Annotated in this window: 21 protein-coding genes; 12 read left to right on the forward strand and 9 right to left on the reverse strand. The window is 46.2% G+C overall.

Features of this window, described 5'->3' with window-relative positions:
- Positions 1-94: 94 nt before the first annotated feature.
- From FCL48_RS09905 to FCL48_RS09940, 8 genes are all read left to right on the forward strand, one after another.
- A complete protein-coding gene (locus FCL48_RS09905; protein WP_136872121.1) occupies positions 95-1,285 on the forward strand; it encodes a homocysteine biosynthesis protein in 1,191 nt (396 codons plus the stop codon).
- Positions 1,286-1,696, forward strand: a complete 411-nt coding sequence (locus tag FCL48_RS09910) for an NIL domain-containing protein (protein ID WP_136872122.1) — start codon at positions 1,286-1,288, stop codon at positions 1,694-1,696.
- A gap of 78 nt (positions 1,697-1,774) precedes the next feature.
- Positions 1,775-2,509, forward strand: a complete 735-nt coding sequence (locus tag FCL48_RS09915; protein ID WP_136872123.1) for a UPF0280 family protein — start codon at positions 1,775-1,777, stop codon at positions 2,507-2,509.
- Between the two features lie 262 nt (positions 2,510-2,771).
- Positions 2,772-4,121: a glutathione-disulfide reductase gene (gene gorA / locus FCL48_RS09920; protein WP_136872124.1), complete on the forward strand. Its 1,350-nt coding sequence runs from the start codon at positions 2,772-2,774 to the stop codon at positions 4,119-4,121.
- A gap of 102 nt (positions 4,122-4,223) precedes the next feature.
- On the forward strand, positions 4,224-4,673 hold the full coding sequence (locus tag FCL48_RS09925) for an arsenate reductase ArsC (protein WP_136872125.1): 450 nt from the start codon (positions 4,224-4,226) through the stop codon (positions 4,671-4,673).
- Between the two features lie 343 nt (positions 4,674-5,016).
- Complete coding sequence (locus FCL48_RS09930) at positions 5,017-5,961, forward strand: tripartite tricarboxylate transporter substrate binding protein (RefSeq protein WP_240744808.1); 945 nt, start codon at positions 5,017-5,019, stop codon at positions 5,959-5,961.
- Positions 5,962-5,967: 6 nt separating this feature from the next.
- Positions 5,968-6,420, forward strand: coding sequence for a tripartite tricarboxylate transporter TctB family protein (locus FCL48_RS09935; protein ID WP_136872126.1), 453 nt, complete (start codon positions 5,968-5,970; stop codon positions 6,418-6,420).
- 112 nt (positions 6,421-6,532) lie between these two features.
- On the forward strand, positions 6,533-8,029 hold the full coding sequence (locus FCL48_RS09940) for a tripartite tricarboxylate transporter permease (RefSeq protein WP_136872127.1): 1,497 nt from the start codon (positions 6,533-6,535) through the stop codon (positions 8,027-8,029).
- 160 nt (positions 8,030-8,189) lie between these two features.
- Here FCL48_RS09940 and FCL48_RS09945 read toward each other — a convergent pair whose 3' ends face one another.
- Both FCL48_RS09945 and FCL48_RS09950 read right to left on the reverse strand, forming a co-directional pair.
- The gene (locus FCL48_RS09945) at positions 8,190-8,756 is read right to left on the reverse strand and encodes a YajG family lipoprotein (RefSeq protein WP_136872128.1); all 567 of its coding nucleotides are present in this window, start codon (positions 8,754-8,756) and stop codon (positions 8,190-8,192) included.
- 221 nt (positions 8,757-8,977) lie between these two features.
- Positions 8,978-10,126: a CaiB/BaiF CoA-transferase family protein gene (locus FCL48_RS09950; RefSeq protein WP_136872129.1), complete on the reverse strand. Its 1,149-nt coding sequence runs from the start codon at positions 10,124-10,126 to the stop codon at positions 8,978-8,980.
- Between the two features lie 113 nt (positions 10,127-10,239).
- Here FCL48_RS09950 and FCL48_RS09955 point away from each other — a divergent pair, with 113 nt between their 5' ends.
- Together FCL48_RS09955 and FCL48_RS09960 are read left to right on the forward strand one after the other, a co-directional pair.
- Positions 10,240-10,818, forward strand: a complete 579-nt coding sequence (locus FCL48_RS09955) for a rubrerythrin family protein (RefSeq protein ID WP_136872130.1) — start codon at positions 10,240-10,242, stop codon at positions 10,816-10,818.
- Positions 10,815-11,531, forward strand: a complete 717-nt coding sequence (locus FCL48_RS09960) for a VIT1/CCC1 transporter family protein (RefSeq protein ID WP_136872131.1) — start codon at positions 10,815-10,817, stop codon at positions 11,529-11,531. The genes FCL48_RS09955 and FCL48_RS09960 overlap by 4 nt, the downstream gene beginning before the upstream one ends.
- Before the next feature lie 173 nt (positions 11,532-11,704).
- Here FCL48_RS09960 and FCL48_RS09965 read toward each other — a convergent pair whose 3' ends face one another.
- The 5 genes from FCL48_RS09965 to pgl all read right to left on the reverse strand — a co-directional run bounded on the left by FCL48_RS09965 (position 11,705) and on the right by pgl (position 19,300).
- Positions 11,705-12,916 (reverse strand): hypothetical protein, encoded by a 1,212-nt coding sequence (locus tag FCL48_RS09965; protein ID WP_136872132.1) that lies wholly within the window; start codon positions 12,914-12,916, stop codon positions 11,705-11,707.
- Between the two features lie 503 nt (positions 12,917-13,419).
- Positions 13,420-14,391 (reverse strand): zinc transporter ZntB, encoded by a 972-nt coding sequence (locus FCL48_RS09970; RefSeq protein ID WP_169309164.1) that lies wholly within the window; start codon positions 14,389-14,391, stop codon positions 13,420-13,422.
- A 51-nt stretch (positions 14,392-14,442) separates the two neighbouring features.
- Entirely contained in the window at positions 14,443-16,860 is a 2,418-nt protein-coding gene (locus FCL48_RS09975) for a mechanosensitive ion channel family protein (RefSeq protein ID WP_169309165.1), read from the reverse strand.
- Positions 16,861-17,132: 272 nt separating this feature from the next.
- Positions 17,133-18,620: a glucose-6-phosphate dehydrogenase gene (zwf, locus tag FCL48_RS09980; RefSeq protein WP_136872135.1), complete on the reverse strand. Its 1,488-nt coding sequence runs from the start codon at positions 18,618-18,620 to the stop codon at positions 17,133-17,135.
- Entirely contained in the window at positions 18,617-19,300 is a 684-nt protein-coding gene (pgl, locus tag FCL48_RS09985; protein WP_136872136.1) for a 6-phosphogluconolactonase, read from the reverse strand. Before pgl ends, zwf begins: the two co-directional genes overlap by 4 nt.
- A gap of 448 nt (positions 19,301-19,748) precedes the next feature.
- Here pgl and FCL48_RS24980 point away from each other — a divergent pair, with 448 nt between their 5' ends.
- The gene (locus tag FCL48_RS24980) at positions 19,749-19,919 is read left to right on the forward strand and encodes a hypothetical protein (RefSeq protein ID WP_169309166.1); all 171 of its coding nucleotides are present in this window, start codon (positions 19,749-19,751) and stop codon (positions 19,917-19,919) included.
- Between the two features lie 208 nt (positions 19,920-20,127).
- Here FCL48_RS24980 and FCL48_RS09990 read toward each other — a convergent pair whose 3' ends face one another.
- Positions 20,128-21,462: an acyl-CoA dehydrogenase family protein gene (locus FCL48_RS09990; protein WP_136872137.1), complete on the reverse strand. Its 1,335-nt coding sequence runs from the start codon at positions 21,460-21,462 to the stop codon at positions 20,128-20,130.
- Between the two features lie 314 nt (positions 21,463-21,776).
- Between FCL48_RS09990 and FCL48_RS09995 the strand changes: the two genes are divergently transcribed.
- Entirely contained in the window at positions 21,777-22,982 is a 1,206-nt protein-coding gene (locus FCL48_RS09995) for a class I SAM-dependent methyltransferase (RefSeq protein WP_136872138.1), read from the forward strand.
- Between the two features lie 48 nt (positions 22,983-23,030).
- Here the strand turns inward: FCL48_RS09995 and FCL48_RS10000 are convergent, their stop codons facing one another.
- Complete coding sequence (locus tag FCL48_RS10000) at positions 23,031-23,567, reverse strand: NUDIX hydrolase (RefSeq protein ID WP_136872139.1); 537 nt, start codon at positions 23,565-23,567, stop codon at positions 23,031-23,033.
- Positions 23,568-23,879 lie beyond the last annotated feature (312 nt).

A 23,879-nucleotide genomic window follows, 5' to 3' on the forward strand; every position in this document is an offset into this window, starting at 1 on the left:
TTAAAGCATAAAACCCCTCTCTGTTTTCTGAGGGCGTTATTACCTGCGTGAAGAATCACTCACGGAGAAAAATGTTTAATATGGGACATGTACGATGGCGAAAACCTACAATGAAATAAACGAAAAAATTGCCTCCGGCAAGGCGGTGGTCTTAACCGCCGAAGAGGTAATAGGCTACGTGGACAAGCACGGCCTTGAAAGTGCGGCAAAGGAAATCGATGTCGTCACAACCGCAACCTTTGGCCCCATGTGTTCCTCCGGCTGTTTTCTTAACTTTGGCCACTCGAGGCCCAAAATTCGTATATCGGAGGCCTGGATTGGTGATGTGCAGGCCTATTGCGGCATTGCAGCTGTCGATCTCTATCTGGGCGCCACCCAGCTTCGCCATAACGATCCAGCGAATATGTACTACCCGGGAGAATTTCTCTACGGCGGCGGCCATGTAATTGAAGATCTTATTGCGGGCAAGAAGCTCCAGCTCTTCGGCCTGTCCTATGGCACCGATGATTATCCACGTCGGGAAATCAGGACCATGTTCGATATCAATGATCTCAACCAGGCGATCATGACCAACCCGAGGAACTGTTATCAGAATTATAATGTGGCGGTCAACACCTCTGCCAAGACCGTGTATACCTATATGGGAATCCTCAAACCCAACATGCGCAATATGACTTACTGTTCAGCCGGGCAATTGTCGCCCCTGCTCAACGATCCCTACTACGAGACCATCGGTGTTGGTACTACGGTCTGGCTGGCGGGAGCACAGGGCATTGTCTATGCGGAAGGGACTCAACACTGCAGTGCGGTTGAAAGGGGTGAAAATGGAGTCCCGGTTGAAGGCGCAGGAACCCTTGCACTGACCGGGAATATGAAGGATATGGACCCCGAGTTTGTCCGGGGTGTCAGCCTCAAAGGCTATGGGGTATCTCTGGCCCTTGGGGTTGGTATCCCCATCCCTATCCTCAATGCAGAAATACTCAAACGTGCAACGGTGAAGGACAGTGAAATATTTGGCTGTGTCACCGATTATTCAAATGATTATCCGCAAAAGACCGGAAATATTTTAGGCCGCTACACCTACGAGCAGCTTCGTTCAGGCGAAGTAGAATTGCATGGCAAAAAAGTTAAGGTCTCATCAATGTCATCCTATAACAAAGCCCAGAAAATCTGTGGCCTACTTAAGGCTGAGATCGAAGACGGTAAGTTTTTCCTGTCCCAGCCCAGTCAGCGCCTTCCTGTCAACCAAGGCATGAAAGGGCTTGAAATAAAGGGGGGAAGATAAATGGTTACCAAAAAAGTGTATCTCTACTTCCCAAAGAGTGAAACAGACAAGCCTATTGTTTACCGGTTGATCAAAGATTACAACCTGGTGGTAAATATCTACCGGGCTAAAGTGACTCCCGAGGAAGAAGGGTATCTTTCTCTTGATATAACCGGCAGCCAGGAGGACATTGACCGTGCTTTTACCTATCTTGGTGAGTTTGATGTGCAAATCCATTCCGGAAATATCAGTGTCCACTGGGATGCGGACCGCTGTGCCCACTGCGGAAATTGCATTGTTCACTGTCCCACCGGCGCTCTCCATTATCTTGATCACAGCAGTAGAACAGTGGGCTTTGATGAAAACAAGTGTATCGAATGTCTCTCCTGTATTACCAACTGTCCCTATGGTGTCTGCAGTTCTTCGTTTTGACCTGCAACATCTGTGATAGCAGAACCCTGAGGCTAACTTGAATGATCCGGCACTCCTCTATTTTGCACATCTTCTGTTATGCGTCACTTTAGAACCTTTTCCTGGAAGGATACCCATTTAAAGGTTTACGGCAGGGCATACGAACAGATAACCCAGGCCGTAGTCAGAGAAAGGAGGGTTCTCGAGGCGTACATCCGGCGTCACCCTCAATTTCAAACGGCCCTGACACCCATTAAGCTGCTCGAAGATGCTCCGGAAGTGGCAGTAAAAATGGCCAACGCCGCTACGCTGACAGGGCTGGGCCCCATGGCCTCGGTTGCAGGAACCCTGGCTCAGCTCGGGGTAGAGGCTGCAAAAGCTGCAGGCTGCGAAGAGGCTATCGTCGAAAATGGCGGCGACATGTTCATAATGTCCCCCACTCCGGTTACCATCGGAATTTTTGCAGGCCATAATTCCATTGGTGCACAGCTGGCTTTTCATCTGCTGCCGGAGGATTTACCACTTTCTATCTGTTCTTCTTCCAGTAAAATGGGACATTCCATGAGTTTTGGGGACTGCGAGTTAGCAACAGTTGTGGCAAAAGAGGCAGCGCTCGCCGATTCCGCGGCGACCCTTGTCTGTAATCGTATTTCAGCTGAAACTGACGTGGAACAGGTGCTTGATGAGGTCGGACGGTTAGGGGGAATACGTGGTATCCTTGTGGTGAACAACAATAGGGTAGGCCTGTGGGGGAAGTTGCCTCAACTTGTGCGCAACCAGGACAGTCAAACCTTGCAAAAGATAACCAGAGCCCCGAACTCCAGCTTTAAATAGGGCTGATTTTATCAATGGCTTAGCCGGTTATCATCTACAACCCCTTTAAGAGTGAGGACCTATAAACTTTTTAAAGAGAATGTTTATCGTAGTAAACACTGATCAACACGAAACGCCAGACCATGTTCCGGTCGCTCAGAGGCAATATTTACCCATCCTGGGTAGTTTTTCTGGCACAGGCTGAGAAGAGTTCGGTTGAGATAAAAAAACAAGATGCTTTATAAAAAGCTTCAACATTTTTCTCTTTCACGGAGAGCAAACCATGCCACATTATGATCTTTTTGTTATTGGAGGCGGCTCAGGTGGAGTTGCCTGTGCCAGGGCTTCGGCGGCACTTGGTGCAAAAGTGGGCCTTGCCGAGGTCGACCGCCTGGGTGGTACATGCGTGAACCGCGGTTGCGTGCCGAAAAAATTTCTTATGTATGCATCCCATGCCGCTGAAGAGCTGTGCAACGCCGTAAGCCTCGGCTGGACCTGTAGTGGAGTATCTTTCAACTGGGCTGATCTACGAGACGGGGTTCAAGCCGAGCTTCGGCGGCTCAACGGCATCTATGATGGCCTTCTCGAAAAATCCAACGTACACCTCTATCAGGGGTTGGCTCACTTTATCGACAAAAAAACGGTACAGATTGGCAGCCAGAATATCACTGCAGACAAATTCATGATTGCAACGGGAGGTTCTCCTTTTATTCCGGATTTCCAGGGTCGCGAACATGTGATAGTTTCAGATGATGCTTTTTTACTCAAGGAACTGCCCAAAAAAATAGCCATTGTAGGTGGTGGCTATATCGCCCTCGAATTTGCCAGTATTTTCCACGGCCTTGGTGTCGAGGTCACACTTCTTGTACGTAGTCCCCGTCTGTTGCGCGGCTTTGATGCTGATCTTGCCGAGCATCTGCGAGCCCAGCAGGTCAAAAAAGGCATCATCATAAAGTGTGCTTCACATATCAGCAAAATCGAGAAAAACACAGAAGGGCTGCGCGTCATCTGCGAAGAATGCGACAGTAAAACCTTTGACCAGGTACTATTTGCCACAGGACGAACCCCCAACTCTACAGGGCTTGGTCTGCAGGATATCGGTGTCAGAGTAAATGAGAACGGTGCAATTGAAGTTGATCAGCAGATGCAGACCTCAGTTGAAAACATTTACGCCATAGGTGATGTGACCGACAAAATGAATCTTACTCCCGTCGCCATCAATGAGGGACGTATTTTTGCAGACAACCATTTCGCCGAAAAGCCCCGGACCATGGATTACACCAACATCCCTACGGTTATCTTCAGCCAGCCACCCCTTGGGGCCGTTGGTCTGACAGAGGCCCAGGCCCGTGAAAAATATGACGACATCGTTATTTTCAAATCAGTTTTTCGACCCATGAAATATGCCCTTGGCCGGGTAGATGAACAAACTCTCATGAAACTTGTGGTAGATGGCTCCACCGACCGGGTTTTAGGTGTGCATATGGTCGGGGCGGATGCTGGCGAAATACTCCAGGGATTCGCTGTGGCTTTAAAGGCGGGCGCCACGAAGACAGATTTTGACCGAACTGTAGCCATTCACCCCAGCAGTGCTGAAGAGTTTGTTACAATGCGGGAACCAGTCAAACAATAAAGCTGGAGGCGTATTATTTTGCTGTAAAAAAACAGTGGTAGAAGTTGGACGTTTTTTCGATGTTATTGTTACTTCATTCTCAATTTAAATGAAGAGATTGCCATGTTAGATGTACTTGTGATATCTGAAAACAACCTTGGGAAAAACCTGATTGCCAGTACATATCTCCGTGCTCTTGGTGGTGAATTTTTTACGGTAAGCTGTGCTGGATTTCAGTCCGGGCCATTAAATCCTCTCATTCAGATCATGATGAAACTTGAGGGATATGATTTGATGCGCTGCGATTGCCCCTATTCTGTTATCGATCTGTTTGAAATGGGGAGAAGCTACGATATAATAATCACCGTATGTCCTAAACGTATTGATGAAAAATGTCCCGATTTTCCCAATCAGCGCCTGCGTTTAAACTGGGGGCACTGCGATCCGGAAAAAATGACTGAGAGTAGAATTGACCGGCTGCAGCAAACGAGGATTATGAGAGACAACATCAAGGCAAATGTCATAAGTTTCATCAAGGACTTTAAAGAGGGTAAATTTGCTGAATTGAAGTAGCCTTACACCTTTCCTCACGGCTGTTTTCCTCAGTTCCCCTGCCAATAAAATATAGCAGGGAAAACCCTTTCCAATTTGTAATTTTGCTTATAACACCCTCCTTTTATCCTCATGCCTGGCGGTAAGATCTCTATGTCAGGCATCCTGATCTTGTATCCTGAATACCCTTTTCTCTCCGTTTATCTTTCTACGTTTTTTTAGCATATTAGAGTTTTAACTCAGCTGAAAATTTGCTACTGTGAGCCAGATCCAACTCGAATAAATCCGCTTCATTGTAAGCATGGAAATTAAGATGGAGTCAAATAGTGCCATTTCGGCACAGATAAATTCAACACAGGAGTAGATGATGCGAAAATTGTTAGCCCTCGCCACCGTTCTGTTTTTTGCCTTGCCCGGACTGCTCCAGGCAGCTTACCCAGAAAAACCTATCACTATAATCATTCCTTCAAAGGCTGGTGGTTCAACAGACACCTCTGCCAGGATCTTTATTAAAACGGCCAAGAAACTCCTCCCTGGAGCAGATTTTATTATTAAAAATGTACCGGGCTCCGGCGGTCAGAAAGGGTTTGAAGAAATCGCCCGGGCGAAACCAGACGGGTACACCATCGGCATGATTTTCACAACCCAGGTCGTCTCCCATGTCGTTGCCAAACGTGCCCGCTATACCCTTGATAGTTTTCACATCATCGGCAACATGATGCAGGATCCTCTCATCATTGCCGTTCCAAAGGACAGCCCCATTACTGATATGAAAGGTTTTGTGGAAGCAGCCAAGGCAAAAGCCCTCACTGTTGCCGTGAACGGTATTGGTTCGGATGACTTTGTCGCAGCTAAAAAGTTCGAGAATAACACAGGAGTCACCTTTAACCTGCTGCCCACTAAAGGTTCTACAGAACAAAAATCTCTGGTCTTAGGCGGTCACGTTGACGCATCTTTTATGAACCTTACCCAGATGCATGGCCAGCACAAATCCGGTGACGCGCGAATTATTGCAATCCTGGATGATAACCGTTCGGATATAGTTCCTGATGTGCCTACATCTATAGAACAGGGTTTCACTGTCAATATGACTGCCACAAGAGGTTTTGCTGCACCTGCCGGAATCGAGAAAAATGTTGCCGACACCCTGGATAAACTTGTAATGGATGTAATGAATGATCCAGAATTTATAGAAGATTGCAAGAAAGATGTCCTGTTCCTGCTTCCTTTGACCGGTCCGAATTACCTCGCGTATCTGAAAGATCTTCAGGCAGAAACCCAGAAATTTTTCGACTCAACACCATGGTAAATAACAATGACAAAACGTGGAGCTGAAATAGTTTTTCTGATTGGATTTCTGATTATGTCACTCCTGCTCTTTAAAAGCAGTGCGAGATTTCCCGAGGTTGTACAGCATTCCACAGCCTCATATGTCCGATTTCTCGCCCTCTGTTTAGGCGGATTATCCATTATTGAAATCCTGTTGTGGGTGAAAAACAGAAGCACTGCCAAGAGTAAGATGCTTGACCTCACTTCTGCTCCTTTCAGATTCTGGAGTCTGTTGGTCCTCATGTTCGCCTACGCAATGCTCCTTGAGCCACTGGGATTTTATCTGGCTTCGCTGCTCTTTTTACCGATCACTATGGTGATTCTTGGAGCTCGGAAGAAGCTGCAGATTATTCTCACAACAGGAGGAGTGCTTGTATTTGTCTACATCGTTTTTGCAGAACTTTTAAGTGTACCTTTACCTGAAAGTACATTTTTTTAAAAAAATACCCGGGCTGCTCCAAACAGGATCCGGCCCGGGTTAAAGGCTATGTGCTGTGATATATGAACACCACGCACTCGCACATGCCAGAGATTTCAAAGGACCTCGAACAATGATTATTGAAGCCTTGCAAGCACTCGCTCATCCCGTTTCGCTACTGGCCGTTTTCATAGGGACAGCGGCAGGCGTTCTGGTTGGCGGCATGCCGGGGCTTACTGCTACTATGGCGGTTGCCCTGCTGATTCCCGTTACCTTTGTACTGGAACCACTTACCGGTCTTATTTTGATGGGTGGGGTCTACTGCGGCGCAATGTACGGTGGCTCTATACCGGCAATTCTCCTGCGCACTCCAGGTACTCCTGCGGCTGTTGCCACAGCAATTGAAGGATACCCCATGAGTCAACAGGGCCACGGTGGTCTTGCCCTGAAAGTTTCCGTTATTTCCAGTTTTTGCGGTGGAACGTTCTCCGCACTGGTTTTGCTGCTGGTCGCTCCTGTCCTTGCCACTTTCGCACTGACGTTTGGACCTCCTGAGTATTTCCTGCTTGGCATCCTTGGTTTGGTCGGTATTGTCTCCATGGCAGATGATGAGAATAAACTGGTCAAAGCGCTCATCTCCGGACTGCTTGGTCTGATCATTGCCCTTGTCGGCACCGATCCCATTTCAGGCATGTTACGTTACACCATGAATCTGACTGATCTTTTTGATGGAATCGCATTTATGCCCGCCCTCATCGGTCTTTTTTCCATTTCTCAGATGCTTGAGCTGAGCGGCACGAAAAACATAGTGGCGGACACCTCCACACTGCAAAAAATCAAACGGGAGCCATTCCCAAAAGGGTTGAAAAAATTCATCGGCCTGGGTTCAATTACAGGAACTGTCGTTGGTATTCTACCAGGGGAAGGTGCAACAATTGCGGCATTTTTGTCCTATAATTTTGCCCGACAACGCTCAAAAAACAAACATTTATTCGGTAAAGGTAATCCGGAAGGAATTGCAGCGGCAGAAGCGGGTAATAACGGTTGCGTCGGTGGATCTCTTATCCCTACCCTCACCTTAGGCATCCCCGGCAACAGTATAGCCGCAGCTCTTATGGGAGGCTTGCTGGTCCACGGGCTCATCCCCGGCCCGGAACTTTTCACAAAATACGGGGTAATGACCTACGCTTTTATCATGTCCCTGTTTCTGGCGAATATTGTCTTTCTGGTGATGGGCCTATTGATGGCCCCCTACTTTGCTAAAATATCTCTCACGCCACCCGCCCTGCTCATTCCGGTGGTCTGTCTGTTTTCGATTCTCGGCTCCTATGCAATGAACAACAGTATTCTCGATGTTTTTATCGCTCTTATCTGTGGGATCGCAGCCGTATTCCTGCATAAAACAGGGTTTTCTCTTGGCGCGCTGATTCTCGGACTCATCCTCGGCCCGATTGCAGAGACCGGCTTTGCCCAGGCGTTGATCATGGGCCACGGAAGCTATGCAATATTTTTTAATCGTCCCCAGGCCATTGCCCTGTGGGTTATTATAATTTTATTGCTTGTACCACCAGTTCTCCAGATTGCCAGACAACACCGTCGGGATAGTCACCTGGAAACACCCAAAGAGTAAAAAAACAGAGGGGAAATCAAAAATTCACCATTGTTTGGGCGCTTGGTCCTTGGATATATAGGACAGATCAAGCGCAATTACAGGTGTTCCATTTCCCCTCTGTTTTGAACTACCCGATCTTCTCCCAACATAAGAGATGAGCAAAAGAAGAGCTTTCCAACTATTTTTCATTAATCAGGTCCCGTAGATCCCGGTCTGAAAGCATTTCAGTGATTATTTCTGCCAGCTGGGTATTCAACATATTTTCAATTTTTCCGATTTTCGGCCGTGAAACGGATTTCTGTTCGTCCTGTCGGTTATATTTTTTCCTGATGGAGCTTTGTCCGTTTGAGGCTTTTAGAATAATCTGGATGACAGCCTCACACGTATACATAGTTTTTGACTTCGTGACAGTTGCTTTCAGTTCTTTGATTTCAAGGTCGATGCGTACCGGAGCCTCACGCTCAAAACTCAGCCCCTGTTCTTTCAGCCCTGCTGTAAGACGGTCTACGACAACGACCAGAGGTGCCTCCGCTCCGGGAACCCTTACTGTCTGATCCTTTTTAATGTTGTAGAGAACAACCTCCGGGGTTTCTCTGCTATCAAAGCCATGAACAAACACGGCCGAGTTGCTGTACACCTCTGCGGTTTGACTTGGCATCATGATATCAAGATGGGCCGTTTGGGGGTATTTTGCTGAGCAACCGCAAAAGAGTAGGACACAGACAATGAGAACAATCTTTTTCATTCTTTACACCTTTAAAAGTTAACGTTGAAGGGTGAATCCGTCTTATAAAAAACCAATTATCAACAAATGGGTAACAAAAATTGCAATACCGTAAAACTGATTCTACTCCCCCTTGTAACTTCCTGCTATCAGTAGTGTATCGCTTACGACCGGCGGACGAAAAAAAATCCTACAGGAGTCAGACGAGTCCTGGTTGACATCTTCACACCATTGCTACCGACTTATACAACTCCAGACAGAACAAACTCCTTAACCTGACTTTTAGAGTACCCAAGTTCGGCCAGAATCGTTTCCGTGTCTGCTCCAAAGCCTGGCGGAATTGAGCGTATCGTGCCCGGGGTCTCACTCAATTTAACGGGGATACCAATTGCCTGCTTCCGCCTGCCTCTATCATCAACATATTCAAAAACCATATCACGGGACTTAAACGTCGGATCATCGAACACTTCCGAGACATATTTAACCCCTGTAAAACAGATCTCAAGAGGCACCAGTTCTTTCTCCCATTCCGCATAGGTTTTGGTTAAAAACATCTCTCTCAAATAGCTGATGATCTCATCTTTTCTAAGTTCATCGTATTGAAGGTCTGCGAAGTCAGGTTGACCAATATGCAGACAGAGTTTTCTCCAGAAACGGTTCTCCACTGCCCCAAGGGCGACATAACGGCCATCAAGGGTCTCGTAGGTGTTATAACAGGCAAAACGATGGGAAAGAATATTGTCGGCGACCTTGAAGGCTTCTCCCGATTTTTCTGCGAAATGATGTGGAAGAGCAAGCATACCCAGGATGCCGTCACTCATTGAAATATCGATATATTGTCCTTTGCCGCCCAGCTCCCTGGCGTAAAGCGCAAGCAGGATACCGGTTACCGCATTCATTGAGCCACCACTAATATCTGCTATCTGAACACCTGGTATGACACTCGGACGAGCCCGCTCACCGATAAGACTGAGCACCCCTGAGCTGCTTATATAGTTCACATCGTGACCGGGCAGGTTTCTACGTTCTCCTGTCTGACCGTAACCACTTATGGAACAGTATATTATTTGGGGATTTATACGTTTAAGAGATTCATAATCTATCCCGAGCCGGTTCACGACTCCTGGACGAAACCCTTCAATAACAACATCGGCCGTGGTTACCATTTTCAGAAAGATCTCTCTACCTTCCGGTGTCTTCAAGTCCAGGGTCATGTGCCGTTTATTGCGATTTATGCCGTCGAAAAAAAGGCCATCTTTTTTGTATTCTTTCCTTTCAATGGCAATGACATCGGCTCCATGATCGGCTAGAATCATGGAGCAATATGGCCCCGGTAACATTCTGGACAGATCGAGCACCTGTATGCCTGACAACGAACCTGTTTTCACCATAGTGTCTTCTCCTGTTCAATAATTACAGCCTGTTCAATTTTGTAGCTGGAACCCGACCTTCTTTTCTTTCATTCATTTTATTGCTCCCATCCAAACAAGGAACAAAATTCATAATGGAACTTATACACAAACTTCTTCTTGAGTCGCTTCAGGGGGAAACAGACGCCGAACGCCGCTATCTCCAGTTCAGCATACAGTCCGACGCCGAAGGTTACCCCGGAATCGCAACTCTTTTTACCGCACTCTCCCATGGTGAAACAGTTCACGCTGCAAACCACAGAAAAGCACTGGAAAAAAACAACTACTCCGGCCCGTTTCCAAAACCTGCAAAGCCAAAAAATGGGCCAAATACCCTTGCCAATCTCCAGCAGGCGATCCTGGCAGAAAAGGAAGAGTTCACCTCAATGTATCCTTCTTTTGTAAAACAGATTAGTAAAAAACACGGAAACAGTTTTGTCGCAAAGATTGCTCTCCTTTCCCTCAAATGGGCTGCGGAATCGGAAAAGAACCACCATCTTCTGCTTGTTGCGGCCGAAAAACGACTTCGGGCCCAGCAGGATTTTGATGAAGGCAGGATTTACCTGTGCGCCGTTTGCGGTAATCTTCACTACTCCCCTGCAGCCCCCACAGAACTTTGTCCTGTTTGCGGCCACGATGTCAGCTTTTACTCTCCGGTGGACCTACTATTATGACAGCATTTAAAGAATCTTTTCATCTTGAAGGTGGTGAACTCATACGGCAGGTAACCTTTGGCCTCAATGACGGGGTGGTTTCTATTTTTGCCTTGCTTGCAGGCCTGGTAGGTGCAGGACAGAGTTCAGAAACCATCCTCATCACCCTGTTGGCAGCCTCCGTTGCAGGCGCCCTTTCCATGGCGGCAGGCGAATATGTTTCAAATAAGAGTGAGGCTGATTTTTACAGCCATGAAATTGAACAGGAGCGGCTGGAAATCGAGCTGTGCCCTCATATTGAAAAAGAAGAACTGCGCCTGATTTATCGCCGCAAAGGATTCAACGGCCAGCTCCTTGAAGATATTGTTGACAGGATCTGCAAGGACAAAGAGCTCTGGGTGCAGGAAATGGTCGTTGACGAACTGGGGGTGACCGATGTGGAACAGCAGGGTGGATTTAAAACCTCCATCGTGATTCTCTTTGCCTTTATGGGTGGCGCTGCCTTTCCTACCGTCCCCTACCTGCTTGCAGCCCCCCTCGGATTAAGTGCACTCACCACTTTTATTGCCGCCACCGTTGTTACCGTCTTTGGTCTTTTCGGCGCCGGAGCGATGAAAAAATTTGTAACAGGGGTCAACTGGTTCAAATCAGGCTTTGAAATGTTGATTGTCGGCTTCTTTGCCTATATGATCTCCTATCTTATTGGTCTTGCTATTCCAGGAGCCGGTGGCTGATAACCTCAATCATTACAGCTATACATTGGCCGGATATTTGCTGTGAGTGAGGCCAGAGAGACAGAGCCCTAAATAAAACAGCGGCGGCACCTGTCCCGATCACATACCGATAACCCGCATGCATCTACCCAGATATTGAGTGCAGATGCATGCGGATCACAAACTACAGAAGATTACTCTTCGTGGATATAGAATGGCCATTTATGGAAAAACCATTCGTTCCATAAAAGAGGGATGATCCACCAGAAATTCCAGACAAGAGATTCACCGTGGGCAAATCTATGGGAAAGCTCTGTCATGTGGTGATTTCCAAGAGCCCAGTGTCCAAAATTTCCGTAATAAAAGATCCAGTAACTCCCAGCAGCCAAAGCACAGACGCCAATGGTGCGGAGGAAAAACGCAGCCCAGCCATCTCTATTGAGCCCCAGAGCAATATCATCAAAATAATGGTGCCAGATCAAAAACGGAATCAGGAAAAAACCGGCAATTTCAGCTGAGTGCAGCCAGAAAAAGCGTTGGACCTCTGAAGCTCCTTTTGCTTCTTCCAGAAGTTGAAACGTCTCTGCCGGTACCCACATCGGAATAATTTTTTTGCACAGTATGGCCAGAGCCGCCGCCCCTACCATAGAGATTATGACAGAGATTATTCCTTTCCATGGTTGAGGCACAGTTATAAGTGACCACGGCTTCATCCGCCAGACATTCGGCGTCATAAACAGGATAACAATAGCCCACTCCCACCAGCCAAACACCCAGTGGACATGAGATGTTCCGCCCAGTGTGACCCACCAGGAGGAATTCAGTGCAGGCCCTTGGAAAACTGAGCCAAAGAATGGCACGATCAAGACAGAATAACAGATCAGGGTCCAGAAACTCCCCCAGGCAATCTCGGCAAATCCGGCTGCAGGCTGGGTCAGATTACTCGGCTGAACGGGCCATTTGCCAAAAAATATGGTTGAAACGGGAAAGGTATAAAAACCGATAAGGACAAAACAGACAACTGCTACCTGAGCCATAACAACTGGCTTTTCAATGGCTTCCAGGCCGTAATAATTCATGAAATTGAAACCAAGACCGAGAATACGATAAAAAATTACATCGATGACAAACCAGACAAGGACCAGATTGGCAATGGTCATGATTATACCGCGTTTAGGCTGCTCAATGTTCTGGAATGGCCAGTCGCCAAGCAGCATATGTTGCCAGATTCCAACGAGAATCATCATTGCAAGGTACATAACAAACGGATACGGGAACCATCCCACCGGGCCCCTGCTATCACTGAAGATAAACCACAGTAACCAGGCAATTGCAAAAAATACAAAAAACGAAATTATGCCCGTTAGGGGTTGCCCCCATCTCGGTTTGAGCTCTCCTGTTGCCATACAATCCTCCTCGTAGCACTTACTGGTTAGAAAGAATTAACACCCCGGTCCGTAAGAAAAGAGTTTTTTCTCATTGAACGACCGAAGGTACTCCAATGCATTGTTGGACTTCCTGACACTATCTGTTTTTTATCCACCTCTTAAAAGCGAATAAAAACGTACTATGCTTTCGAATTACTTTGGCGACTATCCTGCTACAGTTACAATGGTTTCCATACCTGACTAAACGCTCGGTCAGTGCATATCAATGTGATTGAATCTGCGGTATTTGTCAATCGTTTTTAACGTTGAGTTCAAAATTAATTATAGCAAGGAGATAGTCCTGCAGATCCGGATTTGCCAAGAGCAATTGGGCGTTTAACGAAGATGGACAAGCGTTGAAATACAAGAAAATATGCGGCAGCATCCACACCGTTGGCTTGTGTTCGGCCAACAAACCAAGCTATAAGCGGCTCAATGCGGGGTTATTTTACCTAAGAGACCTTGACAAGTGGCAATTGCTCTTAAATCCAGCCTTTTTTGCGAAAATAAATATACTGGCAAACGCAGACACCTATAAGAAACAAAATAAAAATGGAGAAAGCCCATTTAAAAGTTGCGCCTGGAATACCCCCAATATTCACACCAAACAGGCCTGTAAAAAAACTCAACGGTAAAAAAATCGCGGTAATAATAGAAAGAACATACATTCTGGAATTTAACTGCGCCGACAAAGCGTTGGTGAGTTCCTCCCGGGCAACACTTGCCCGGTCCCGAATGGAATCAAGATCTTCAACAGTCCGGATCAGGATGTTGGCTATCTCATGCAGATGTCTTTTGTCTTTTTCAGTGATCCAGGCAACACTATCCACATGCATCCGTGTTATTGCCTCTCTCTGGGGAGCAAGATAACGACGGATGATAATGGCATCTCTGCGAATTGATGATATCCTCGTTCGCAGAGTACTGTCATGGGAAGACATGACCTGCTCCTCCAGTTCTATGGTTTTATCTTCAATACGCTCGACAGCTTCCTCAATATATGAAGTGAGCAGATCTGAAATCTCAATTATAAGCTGGCTGGTTGTCTCAGGACCACAGTTCTGACGTAATTGTTTCGCAATATCCGTTACAGAGAGAAGCTGGCGCTTTCTGGTGGTAATGATTCTATGCTCTTCGGCCCATATACGTACAGAGACCATGTCTTCATAACTTTCTCCAGGATTGAAGTTAATCCCTCGTAAACTCATAAAAACACCCTTGCCGATAATGGTTGATCGTGGTCTGGTCTCTTCACTTATCAGAGCTTCAACTATCAGTGCTTCAAGACCACTTTTTTCCTGGAGCCAGTCCGCTGTATTTTCTGAGGTATAATTGAAGTGAATCCAAAGTGTTCCCTCATCAGGATTCCACCTGTTTATTTCATCCCAGGTTAAATCACGGCCACCTCCATTACCGTCGAGTAACAAGGCATGCAATAAGCCATCACTTTCCATAATCATTCCTTTAGTGAGCTGTGTTGAAGTTCAGTACAAACAGATGAGCTTTTACTTTTCTTCCACCTGAGCGGTTGTCAATCCAGACTCCGGCACCACAGTCAATCTTCCCTGGAGTTGTTCTGCTGCCCTGTCATCAATGGAGCGCAGATGGAGATCAGACTGCGGGAAGGGGATTTCAATATTGTTCATGGAGAATTCATTCTCAATATCCTGATTCAGGTCACTCAACACCTGTAGCTTATCGAGAAACTCAGGAATCCAGACCCTTAACTCAAAGTCAAGAGAACTTGCACCAAATGCAAGAAAAAAGGCTGATACCTTTGGGGTATTAAGGACCATCGGGTTTGCCTTCCCACAGGAAATAAGGATGTCCAGAACCTTGGCGATGTCACTGCCGTAGGCCACTCCAACCGGGATTTTCACCCGGACCCGTCTATCGCCAAGAGTCCAGTTGGTCACCTGCCCTGTTATCAGATCCGAATTTGGTATGACTATTTCGGCGTTATCAAAAGTCTGAATTACAGTGGCACGCAAACCCAGCTGCTTTACCTCACCCAACTCTGAGCCTATCTGAATGGTATCCCCTACTTTTATTGGACGCTCAAAAAGCAGAATCAATCCGCTTGCAAAGTTATTGACAATTGCCTGAAGTCCAAAACCGATACCCACACCAAGTGCACCACCAAGAAGAGTAATCTGATTGAGTTGAAATCCAAGTACGCCCAGCATAACAAAAAAACCAACCGTCAAGATAGCGTAATGGACAAGACGCGTAATGGACAATTGCACGCCTTTTTCTGCTTTATACCGGGGAAGGATTTTTTTCAGGAGGACTGCCTGAATCATTTTCGAGACAAGGATGGCCCCGTAGAAAATAATTCCTACGGTAAAGATAAATTTCAGGGAAATATGTACGCCGCTTATGTCAAAGCCAAAATTCAAGATCTTGAAAAAAGCCTCGTTAATCGTCGGATAAATTTCCCAGATGACACTTTGTATCGTAATGAGAATCAGTATATGAAACCAGGCAATGAAAGGTCTGACTTTTTCTAACATCTCCTTGTAGTTTTCATGAACCAGAGCGATAGGCAGGAAAGAGAGTATCAACTCCAGTATGCCAAGGTGAAAAAGATAGAGAACCCAGACGATCAGACAGGCAATAATTGTCCACAAACAGATGAGAAACGTCATCACGGCAAATTCACTATAGCCGGCAATCCCTGAAATAATGACGATTACAGGTAAAATTCCCCAGATTTTTTGCTGCCAGACTTCAGAGAACTCTTTGCCTTTCATCGAACGCAGGCGGGAAAGATAATAAAATAATGCAAGAATAGAACTAAAGAACACATACAGTAAAAGCAGTACCTTAGGGAAATCAAGCAACAGGAAAATCATTGTCACCGAGAGAAACAGAGACAATTGAGTCAGGAGTTTTCGTTTCGGTTTATCAATGGGCAGATGTTTCGTCAGCCGAATTACGGCAAATAAGGTAATGATATGAAAAAGAGCTTTCCACTGTTCAGGAATATCAGCATTTAATGGAAAGATATTGTTAATCACATTGAGACTTGAACCCATAAAAATTGCTGTCGCAACAGGACGCTTTGCAAAAGGCGCCCACCTGGATTCAGGTGAGATAGAGTCTTTGGTCTTATAGGCGGCAAATGCAATGAGGCCAAAAGCAAGAGAGCCCAGCAGTACATAATTGAGATTAACCCGCATGTTATGGAGAAGGTCAGCAAAAAAGATGACCGTCCGGTGAAAACTCTGGGGGATAATATCGCGGTTGATCTGGGAATAAAATTCAGAAGAAAGCATTGAGGGTGCGGTCTTCTGAATTGAGGTTTCTCTAATCGTTTTCTCCAGTGCCTGCAGATCACTATCGATGCCATAGAGAACAATTTGAAGATCGCCAATTTTTTTCCCGACATTAAGAACGATTTTTAATTGCTCCTCAATGATCTGAACGGCTTCATCTACAGTTTTCAGCATTTTCGCATGCTGATCCTTACCTATGATAAGAGGTATTTCTTCCTGCTTCTTGGTGTTGACAATATTGTCTTTTTTTTCAATCCACTGCTTACGATTCTCCGACAGCAGCGTGATGCGTTTCGTAATCGGTTCTGAGGAATTTTGCAGTCTTGCCCCGGCCCGCTGGGTTCGGTCCTGGAGGCTGGAAACCTGCTGTCCCTGCAATTCGGGGCTTTTCTGAACGGCGTTCGTCTCTTTTCGAATGGCAGCTATTTCTTCTGATAAAGCAGGAAGATTGTCTTCAACAGCCTTGATCTTTTTCTCATTTGCAATTTCGTTTTGTAGGTCAATCAGTTCTTTAGGCAGTATCGTAGCCCATGAATAAATATTTATGAGGGTCGTTTGCTGCTCTACAGTGTTATCCCCTGTTTTTGCAGCAGGATCAGCAGGTTTTTCCTCCGCAGCCGTGAGAACCAACGGAGACATCAGCATAAATAATCCAAAGAGGAAAATAAGGGAGGGTTTTACAGAAAAAACGTAATGTTTCATCAGGTTATGAGCAGAAGTAAAGTTTGTAAAAGCGTTTCATAATACAGTGTATATAACAAAATTATTGCCAGTGCTTGGCCAGTTCCGGCCATGAAGAGACGTTATCGGATCTGACCTTTTGCTGGAAAGATTATCCCACAGTTTCCCCCTATGTTGCCACCCTTTTCAGCTACAGCGTCTTTTTTATACTCTTTTACCTTCATTGACGGCGACTCTTATTTTGCAACAGAAATCGGTGCTGTCTGCAGTCCCTGCAGCGGAGTCGGCTTTGTTGATTCTTCACCGTTGAGCCAGTGCCTGCCATCGGCTGCAAGCAGAGCCTCAGAAGTACCCGGACCCATGGAACCCGCCGGATAGGTCATTGGTGGCGCTGCAATCAGGCGTAACCGGTCAATGTACTGCCAGCTCGCTTCAATCCAGTCTCGACGTGGAAAAAGGCTGTGGTCGCCCTCCATGACGTTGTACAGGATGGATTCATAGGCTTCAGGGGTGTTCGGGCCGAAATAACAATGATGACAGAAATCCATCATGACGGATTGCGTGCTGTCATCTTCTCCGGGCTTTTGTACATTAAAAGCCATGGCTATTCCCTCATCCGGCTGGATACGGATTATTATAATATTTGGTTTGCAAGCATCACCCACAATATGACGCCGGGGTTGTTTGAAGACTATTTTTATATCGGCGTGACGCTTTTCCAGTCGCTTACCGGTCCTGAGATAAAAAGGAACCCCTTGCCAGCGCTCGTTATCCACATAGGCCCGGATCGCCGCAAAGGTTTCGGTGGTGGAATTCTCCGCAACACCATCTTCCATCAGATAGCCAGGGACCGCTGCATCAGTAATGGTTCCAGGGCCGTACTGGCCAAGGGCGATATCCTCTGGTGTAAGTGGTCTGAGTTGACGGATCACAGCCACAGCTTCATCCCGGATACCGTCGACGGCCCCTTCTTTTGGCGGCTCCATCGCCACAAATGATAAGAGCTGCAGCAAATGGTTTTGGATCATGTCCCGAACCGCGCCGCTTTTGTCGTAGTAACCTGCCCGCTTTTCTACCCCGAGAGTTTCGGAGACGGTGATCTGTACATGGTCAATCGCCCTATTTCTCCATGCACCGGCAAATATCTCGTTTGCAAATCTCAGGGTAAGGATATTCTGGACAAGCTCTTTACCGAGATAGTGATCAACCCGGTATATTTCATCTTCCTGCAATACATTGAGGATGTGTTTGTTCAGTGATTGAGCACTGGGAAGATCTTCACCAAAAGGTTTTTCAAAAACGGCCCGTCTCCAGCCTTTTTGCTGTCCTAATTGACCAATTAATTGAGCTGTCTGATCAAAGGCCGAAGTTGGGAGGGCAAGATACATCAGTTTATTGGCGGTACAGCCAAACTGTATTTCAATGGTAGATATGGCGCGGGTAAAGTCTTCTGAACTGTCGCCTCCCATATCAAAAGAGAGATAGGTGATACGTTGCAGAAGGTCCTCGATCGCCGCAGGGTCGGGATCAGAAATGAACTGTTCCACAGAGAGATGCTCGATAAATTCCTGTTTGGACAGCTCTCGCCGGCCAATACAGACTATAGGTGTACAGTCCGTCAAACGTTTTTTTCGTACCAGATTATAGAGGGAAGGAATCAGTTTTCTGCGATTAAGATCCCCGGTTGCACCAAAAATCAGGATCATTTGTGACTCAAGTTTCATATCTTTTCAATCTCCTGGTCGGTTAGCAGGTAGTGATGAGGTATTTTTGTTATGATTTTTGCTGGACAGTCGATCCATAAAAGCTGAGGATCAAGATAACGCTGTAGTGCCTGGGCCTTCCCTTCACCAAAAAACAGTAGTATTCCGGTATCTGCAGTTTCAATCAGGCCAGGACTTGCCGTCATTCTTCCTGGGGGAGGTTTTGGTGAATCGTCTAAAAGACAAAATCTTTCCTGCGTCTCGTTAAGTAAAGGATGTCTTGGAAAGAGTGAGGCAATATGCCCATCTTCCCCACTGCTTAAAAGAACAATATCAAGTTTTCCACCACAAAGATCCAGCTCTTTCTGATATTCTGCAAGCGCCTGTTCAGGAGTCTGCACGGAAGAATCAAAGGGGTGAATCAGCCCGGACGGCAGGCCAGTACCCATATTTTCCCTGATCAGTTTCACGTTACTCTCGGGATGATCAACAGGTACCAGTCGCTCATCGACTAAAAACAAATGAATGTTCTTCCAGGGCATTTTCAACCCCGACAATTCCCTGTAGACAGCAGCGACACTGCTGCCACCCGGCACTGCAATGACGACATGCTGTTTACTTTTGAGGAGTTGCAGGGCCCTCTCGGAGATAAGAGTAGCTGTCTTTTTAATCAATTCCTCCCGCTCACCTTTAATGATCATATCTCCTTTCCTTCCATCTTTCGTTTTGTTATGGCAGTATTGCCAAACCAGCCTTAGCTTGCGACCTTTGTCTTATCTTCTCAGCCCTGAAATCCCACGACCTCTACTGCGTTTACACGGTAGCGTTCATCCTTATTACCCGCTGATTTACAGATGAAGGATTTTTCAGGAGGTAATTCAGTGTACTTCTACTACCTTCATGGTATAGTCGCAGTATTGCAAATTCATCAATAAAATTATCATCAATCCCCACCTCTTTATTGTTTTTTCTGCAGTATATATTTTTCTTAGTCATTACAAACAGATCAGGAGGAACCGACGTCTTGCTTTTTCATCATTTATGTCGGCGGCATCAAGGTTTTTTGGTTGCTGGATTTCTTTATATACGAGTAGACCAGGATCACCTGTTCAATACAATACAACCTACCAACATTGGAGCGTAAAATAGATGGCAAGAACCAATTATTCATATGAAAAACGGCAGAAAGAAATTTTAAAGCAGAAAAAAAAGGACGAGAAACGTCAAAAAAAGTTAAAGCAAGGCCGCGAAACTTCTGAGCCAGAACAGGCTCAGATGCCAGAAGATCAGCCCACCTCTTCTGATAACGACATTTCATAACATCAATATTCATGAGGCTGCGGAATCAATTTTGAGATACAAAATGATTTCCATAAATGAGATTCTTTTGCAGTATTACAGCAAAACAATTCATTTCAGCGCTGGAACAACCTTACTTGTGAATCAACAGGGCTGCCGATGAACAGAGGTGGCACGGCATCCCTGAGGCAATTGCAACCAGACACAGAACATTGTTTTTCCCTTCCTGTCAATGCAGTTCCTTAAAAGCTGTATGGGGAAAAAAGCAGTAAGGACATTCCGCAGGAGGCGTTTCGTCATAATGGATGTGGCCACAGATTCTGCAACGCCAAGCCTTGCCGGCCGCCAATGCAGCATTCCCGCTGTGCGGGTCGTGAAGGCGGTGGAGCGGTAAGTCCTCGAGGGCGGGCATGGACGGTTTATATTCTTTCAGCAGGTAGTCAGCGAGAATCATCCGCTGGATTTCACTTGTCCCCTCGTAGATGCGCAGCAGACGGACATCACGCAGTATTTTTTCGATGGGAAACATCTTTGTATAGCCATAGCCGCCAAAAATCTGTAGGGCCTCATTGACCACCTCAAGAGCTGTTTCCGTCGCGTAAAGTTTACTGATTGAAGCACTCACCTTTCCGTCTTTCTGCTGATCAGACTCCCAGGCAGCCTTCCAGGTGAGCAAGCGAGATGTCTCCACTTTCTGAAACATCTCAGCAAGCTTAAACTGAATTGCCTGAAAGGTGCCAAGCTCCATACCGAATGCACGTCGTTTCTTGGCATAATCGAGGGAATATTCCAGAGCCGCACGGGCAGCGCCAACGCCAAAACTGCCAATTATCGGCCGGGTTCGGGCAAAGGTCTTCATTGCCAAAACAAAGCCCTCCCCTGGGACGGCCAGAATATTTTCTTTTGAGACCCGGACGTCTTTAAAATTGATTCCTACCGTATTAGAACAACGTTGACCCATCTTGGGAATGGCTCTCCCGACTCTAACACCTGGAGCGTCCATCTCCACCACAAAGGCACAAATCCCTTTGTGCCTGCTTTTGGGGTCAGTGGTAGCAAACACCGACAGGTAATCGGCCACACCACCATTTGTTATCCAGAATTTCGTGCCATTAAGAACATAATCCTCCCCATCAGCCTGAGCACTGCAACGTATGCCAGCAACGTCCGAGCCCATCACAGGTTCAGAAGTAGCAAAAGCGGCCAGCTTGAAGTCATTTGCAATAGCCGGAAGATATTTCTGTTTGGCAACAGTGTTTGAGGAGAGCAGGATCGGTTCCATCCCAAGGGAGCTATCAAAAATGGAGGTTGCAAGTCCAGGACAGGCTGCAGCTATCTCCTCCGTGATCAACGCAGAATCGACAAGGCTCAAGCCCTGTCCACCATATTCTTTTGGAATATCGCCTCCTATCAATCCAGCATTAAAGGCCTTGCGTAACACCTCTATTGGAAGTTCATCTTTTTCGTCATAAAACCAGGCAACGGGCAGTACTTCTTCAAGAGCAAAGGTACGTGCCTTCATTTGAAGGTTCTGTTGTTCTGCTGTTAAACTGAAATCGAGCATGGCAGACTCCTTGACAGATGTGATGGGAAGAAAAAAACAAGCGGCGCAACCATAAACTTACTGTAGTAGGTCAGGCTCCAGATTGAAAGCTAAAAAACGAGGAACCTCTCCGGCCGAGATTGTTTCCTCAACGATGTGAAATGAGACCCTTTCGCCACCTAAAGATAAGCTATTGTTCATGCGCACAATCCACAACAATACGTAGTATATACTATCAATACACCCCTTTTCTATGTCTATTGAGTTGTAGATTAATATTCTTAATATTTGCTATAAGCTAAAGAATGAACCCGTAAATATAAGGATACTATAGAATGGAAAAAACAGAACTGGCATCGATAGAATTCTCATTACAATGGGAGAGCGCCTACGCCACACACAATGATCGCTGTTATGTAAACAAAGCCGATTTCTGGCGGGATATTTTTCCTGGAAGTCTCAAAGAAAAACTCGAAGTCCTTCCACCGGGAACAACAGTTACAGAAAGGTACGATGCAGGCGTTCTGGTGCCGTCCTATGATCCGTGGCGGGTAAAAACTGTTAAAATGACTCAGTTGAAAAATGATCTTGAAAAAAACATCACTCCTATTGTTGGAAAATTTTATCCGCAGGGATGGGCCTGGAAAGGCCTCGACTGTTTCCGGCAGAATACCGTTCCTTTCAGGGTGGTTGACTGTCACAAAGAACTTTTTATTGCAGAAACAAACCACCCATTGTCTCGTTATCCACTCACAGTCGATGCCCGGCTCATAGAGATTCTTCAACCACCTCTACGAAAGGGGGGAGAATGCAAAAATCTTGCAGAACTCATTACAGAGGGCGGCCCTGGAATGCAGATTCCCTATCAATGGTCGGAGAAAAAGTCCTATTCACCCTATCCCTTTGCCAGAAGAAATAACGGTGAAGACTCAGATTTCTATAAACAGGCCAGGATGGTCCAGCATCTGGACGATTCGGCTCTCAACCAGGTTACTGCTCTTTACGCCAGCCTGCTGACGCCTGGAACTAAAATCCTCGATGTAATGAGCAGCTGTGACTCACACCTTCCTGATTCTCACAAAACATGCAAGGTAACCGGCCTGGGCCTCAATGAGGAAGAACTATTATCCAATCCAAAATTATCAAGCCATATCCTTCATGATCTCAATCAGGATCCTGCCTTGCCTTTTGCTGATAACACCTTTGACGCAGTTATCTGCACCTCATCAATCGAGTACCTTGTGCAACCGTTGGAAGTATTGGCAGAAATAGCCAGAGTAACCGTCCCCGGCGGTCTCTTTGTTACAATATTTTCAGATAGATGGTTCCCGGGAAAAGAAATAGTACCCTGGGCTGATATGCATCATTTTGAGCGGCTGGGCCTGATTCTCGACTACTACCTCAAGGTCGGGAAATTTGAAAATATACATACCGAATCAATCCGGGGACTGCCCCGGCCATACACAGACAAACATATAGCCCAGACAAGACTGTCAGACCCGGTATTTGCAGTGTGGGCCAATATCTGTTGGCCACAGTAAAACAACCCTGCTTTTTAACATCACCTTCCACCATAGGACGTGTAAAATCTAAGCGTGGGGTGGAATATCAACCATTGTAAAAGGGAATTGCTCCGATTGAAGATCACTGCAATACATGGTTAAAACCTCACGGATTGAGGTGAAGGCAAGGTCTGACCAGGGTATTTCATCTGGTGTGACCAGCTTCGCCTCAAGACTCTCTGCACCGGCGACATAGATGTCAGCAGGCATTTCGGCACGAAATATGAAATAAATTTGACTAATATGGGGAATATTAAAAACAGTATAGGGAACAAGGTCAACTATCTGTGCCCCGGCCTCTTCGCGGGTCTCCCGCACTGCACATTCGACAAGAGTTTCACCATTTTCAAGATAGCCAGCCGGCAGCGTCCATTTACCAAAAGCCGGTTCGATAGCTCTCCTGCATATCAGGATTTTCTTTTCCCATACAGGAATTGCCCCAACCACCACCTTGGGGTTGCTGTAGAATATTGTGTGGCAACTATCACACACATAGCGAAACCTGTTGTCGCCCTCGGGTAATCTACACGAAACCTTGCTGCCACAGTTTGTGCAATAGTTCATTTAACATCCCCTCTATTTACTGTAAAAATATCATAAAATTTAATGTATTAGCAAACAGACGCATTTTAAATTTACAACAATACCCTGATATTTGCCATACTTTGCCGGACACCATAAAAGAATTCGTCCCAACCTCTTTTACCAACAGGATAATTTTTAAAAAGCCTGTCTTTTTCGTAATGGGTGAACAATATTTTTGTGGAGCACACCTCGTGGTCGTGTATAATACTCAAACTCCTCTTTTGCATGGCAAACCCACTCATTTCCTGTCACATAGCATGGGTTTCAAATGGAGAAATTAGCGACATCAAA

It is taken from the genome of Desulforhopalus sp. IMCC35007, assembly GCF_005116575.1.
Taxonomy (GTDB): Bacteria; Desulfobacterota; Desulfobulbia; order Desulfobulbales; family Desulfocapsaceae; genus Desulforhopalus_A.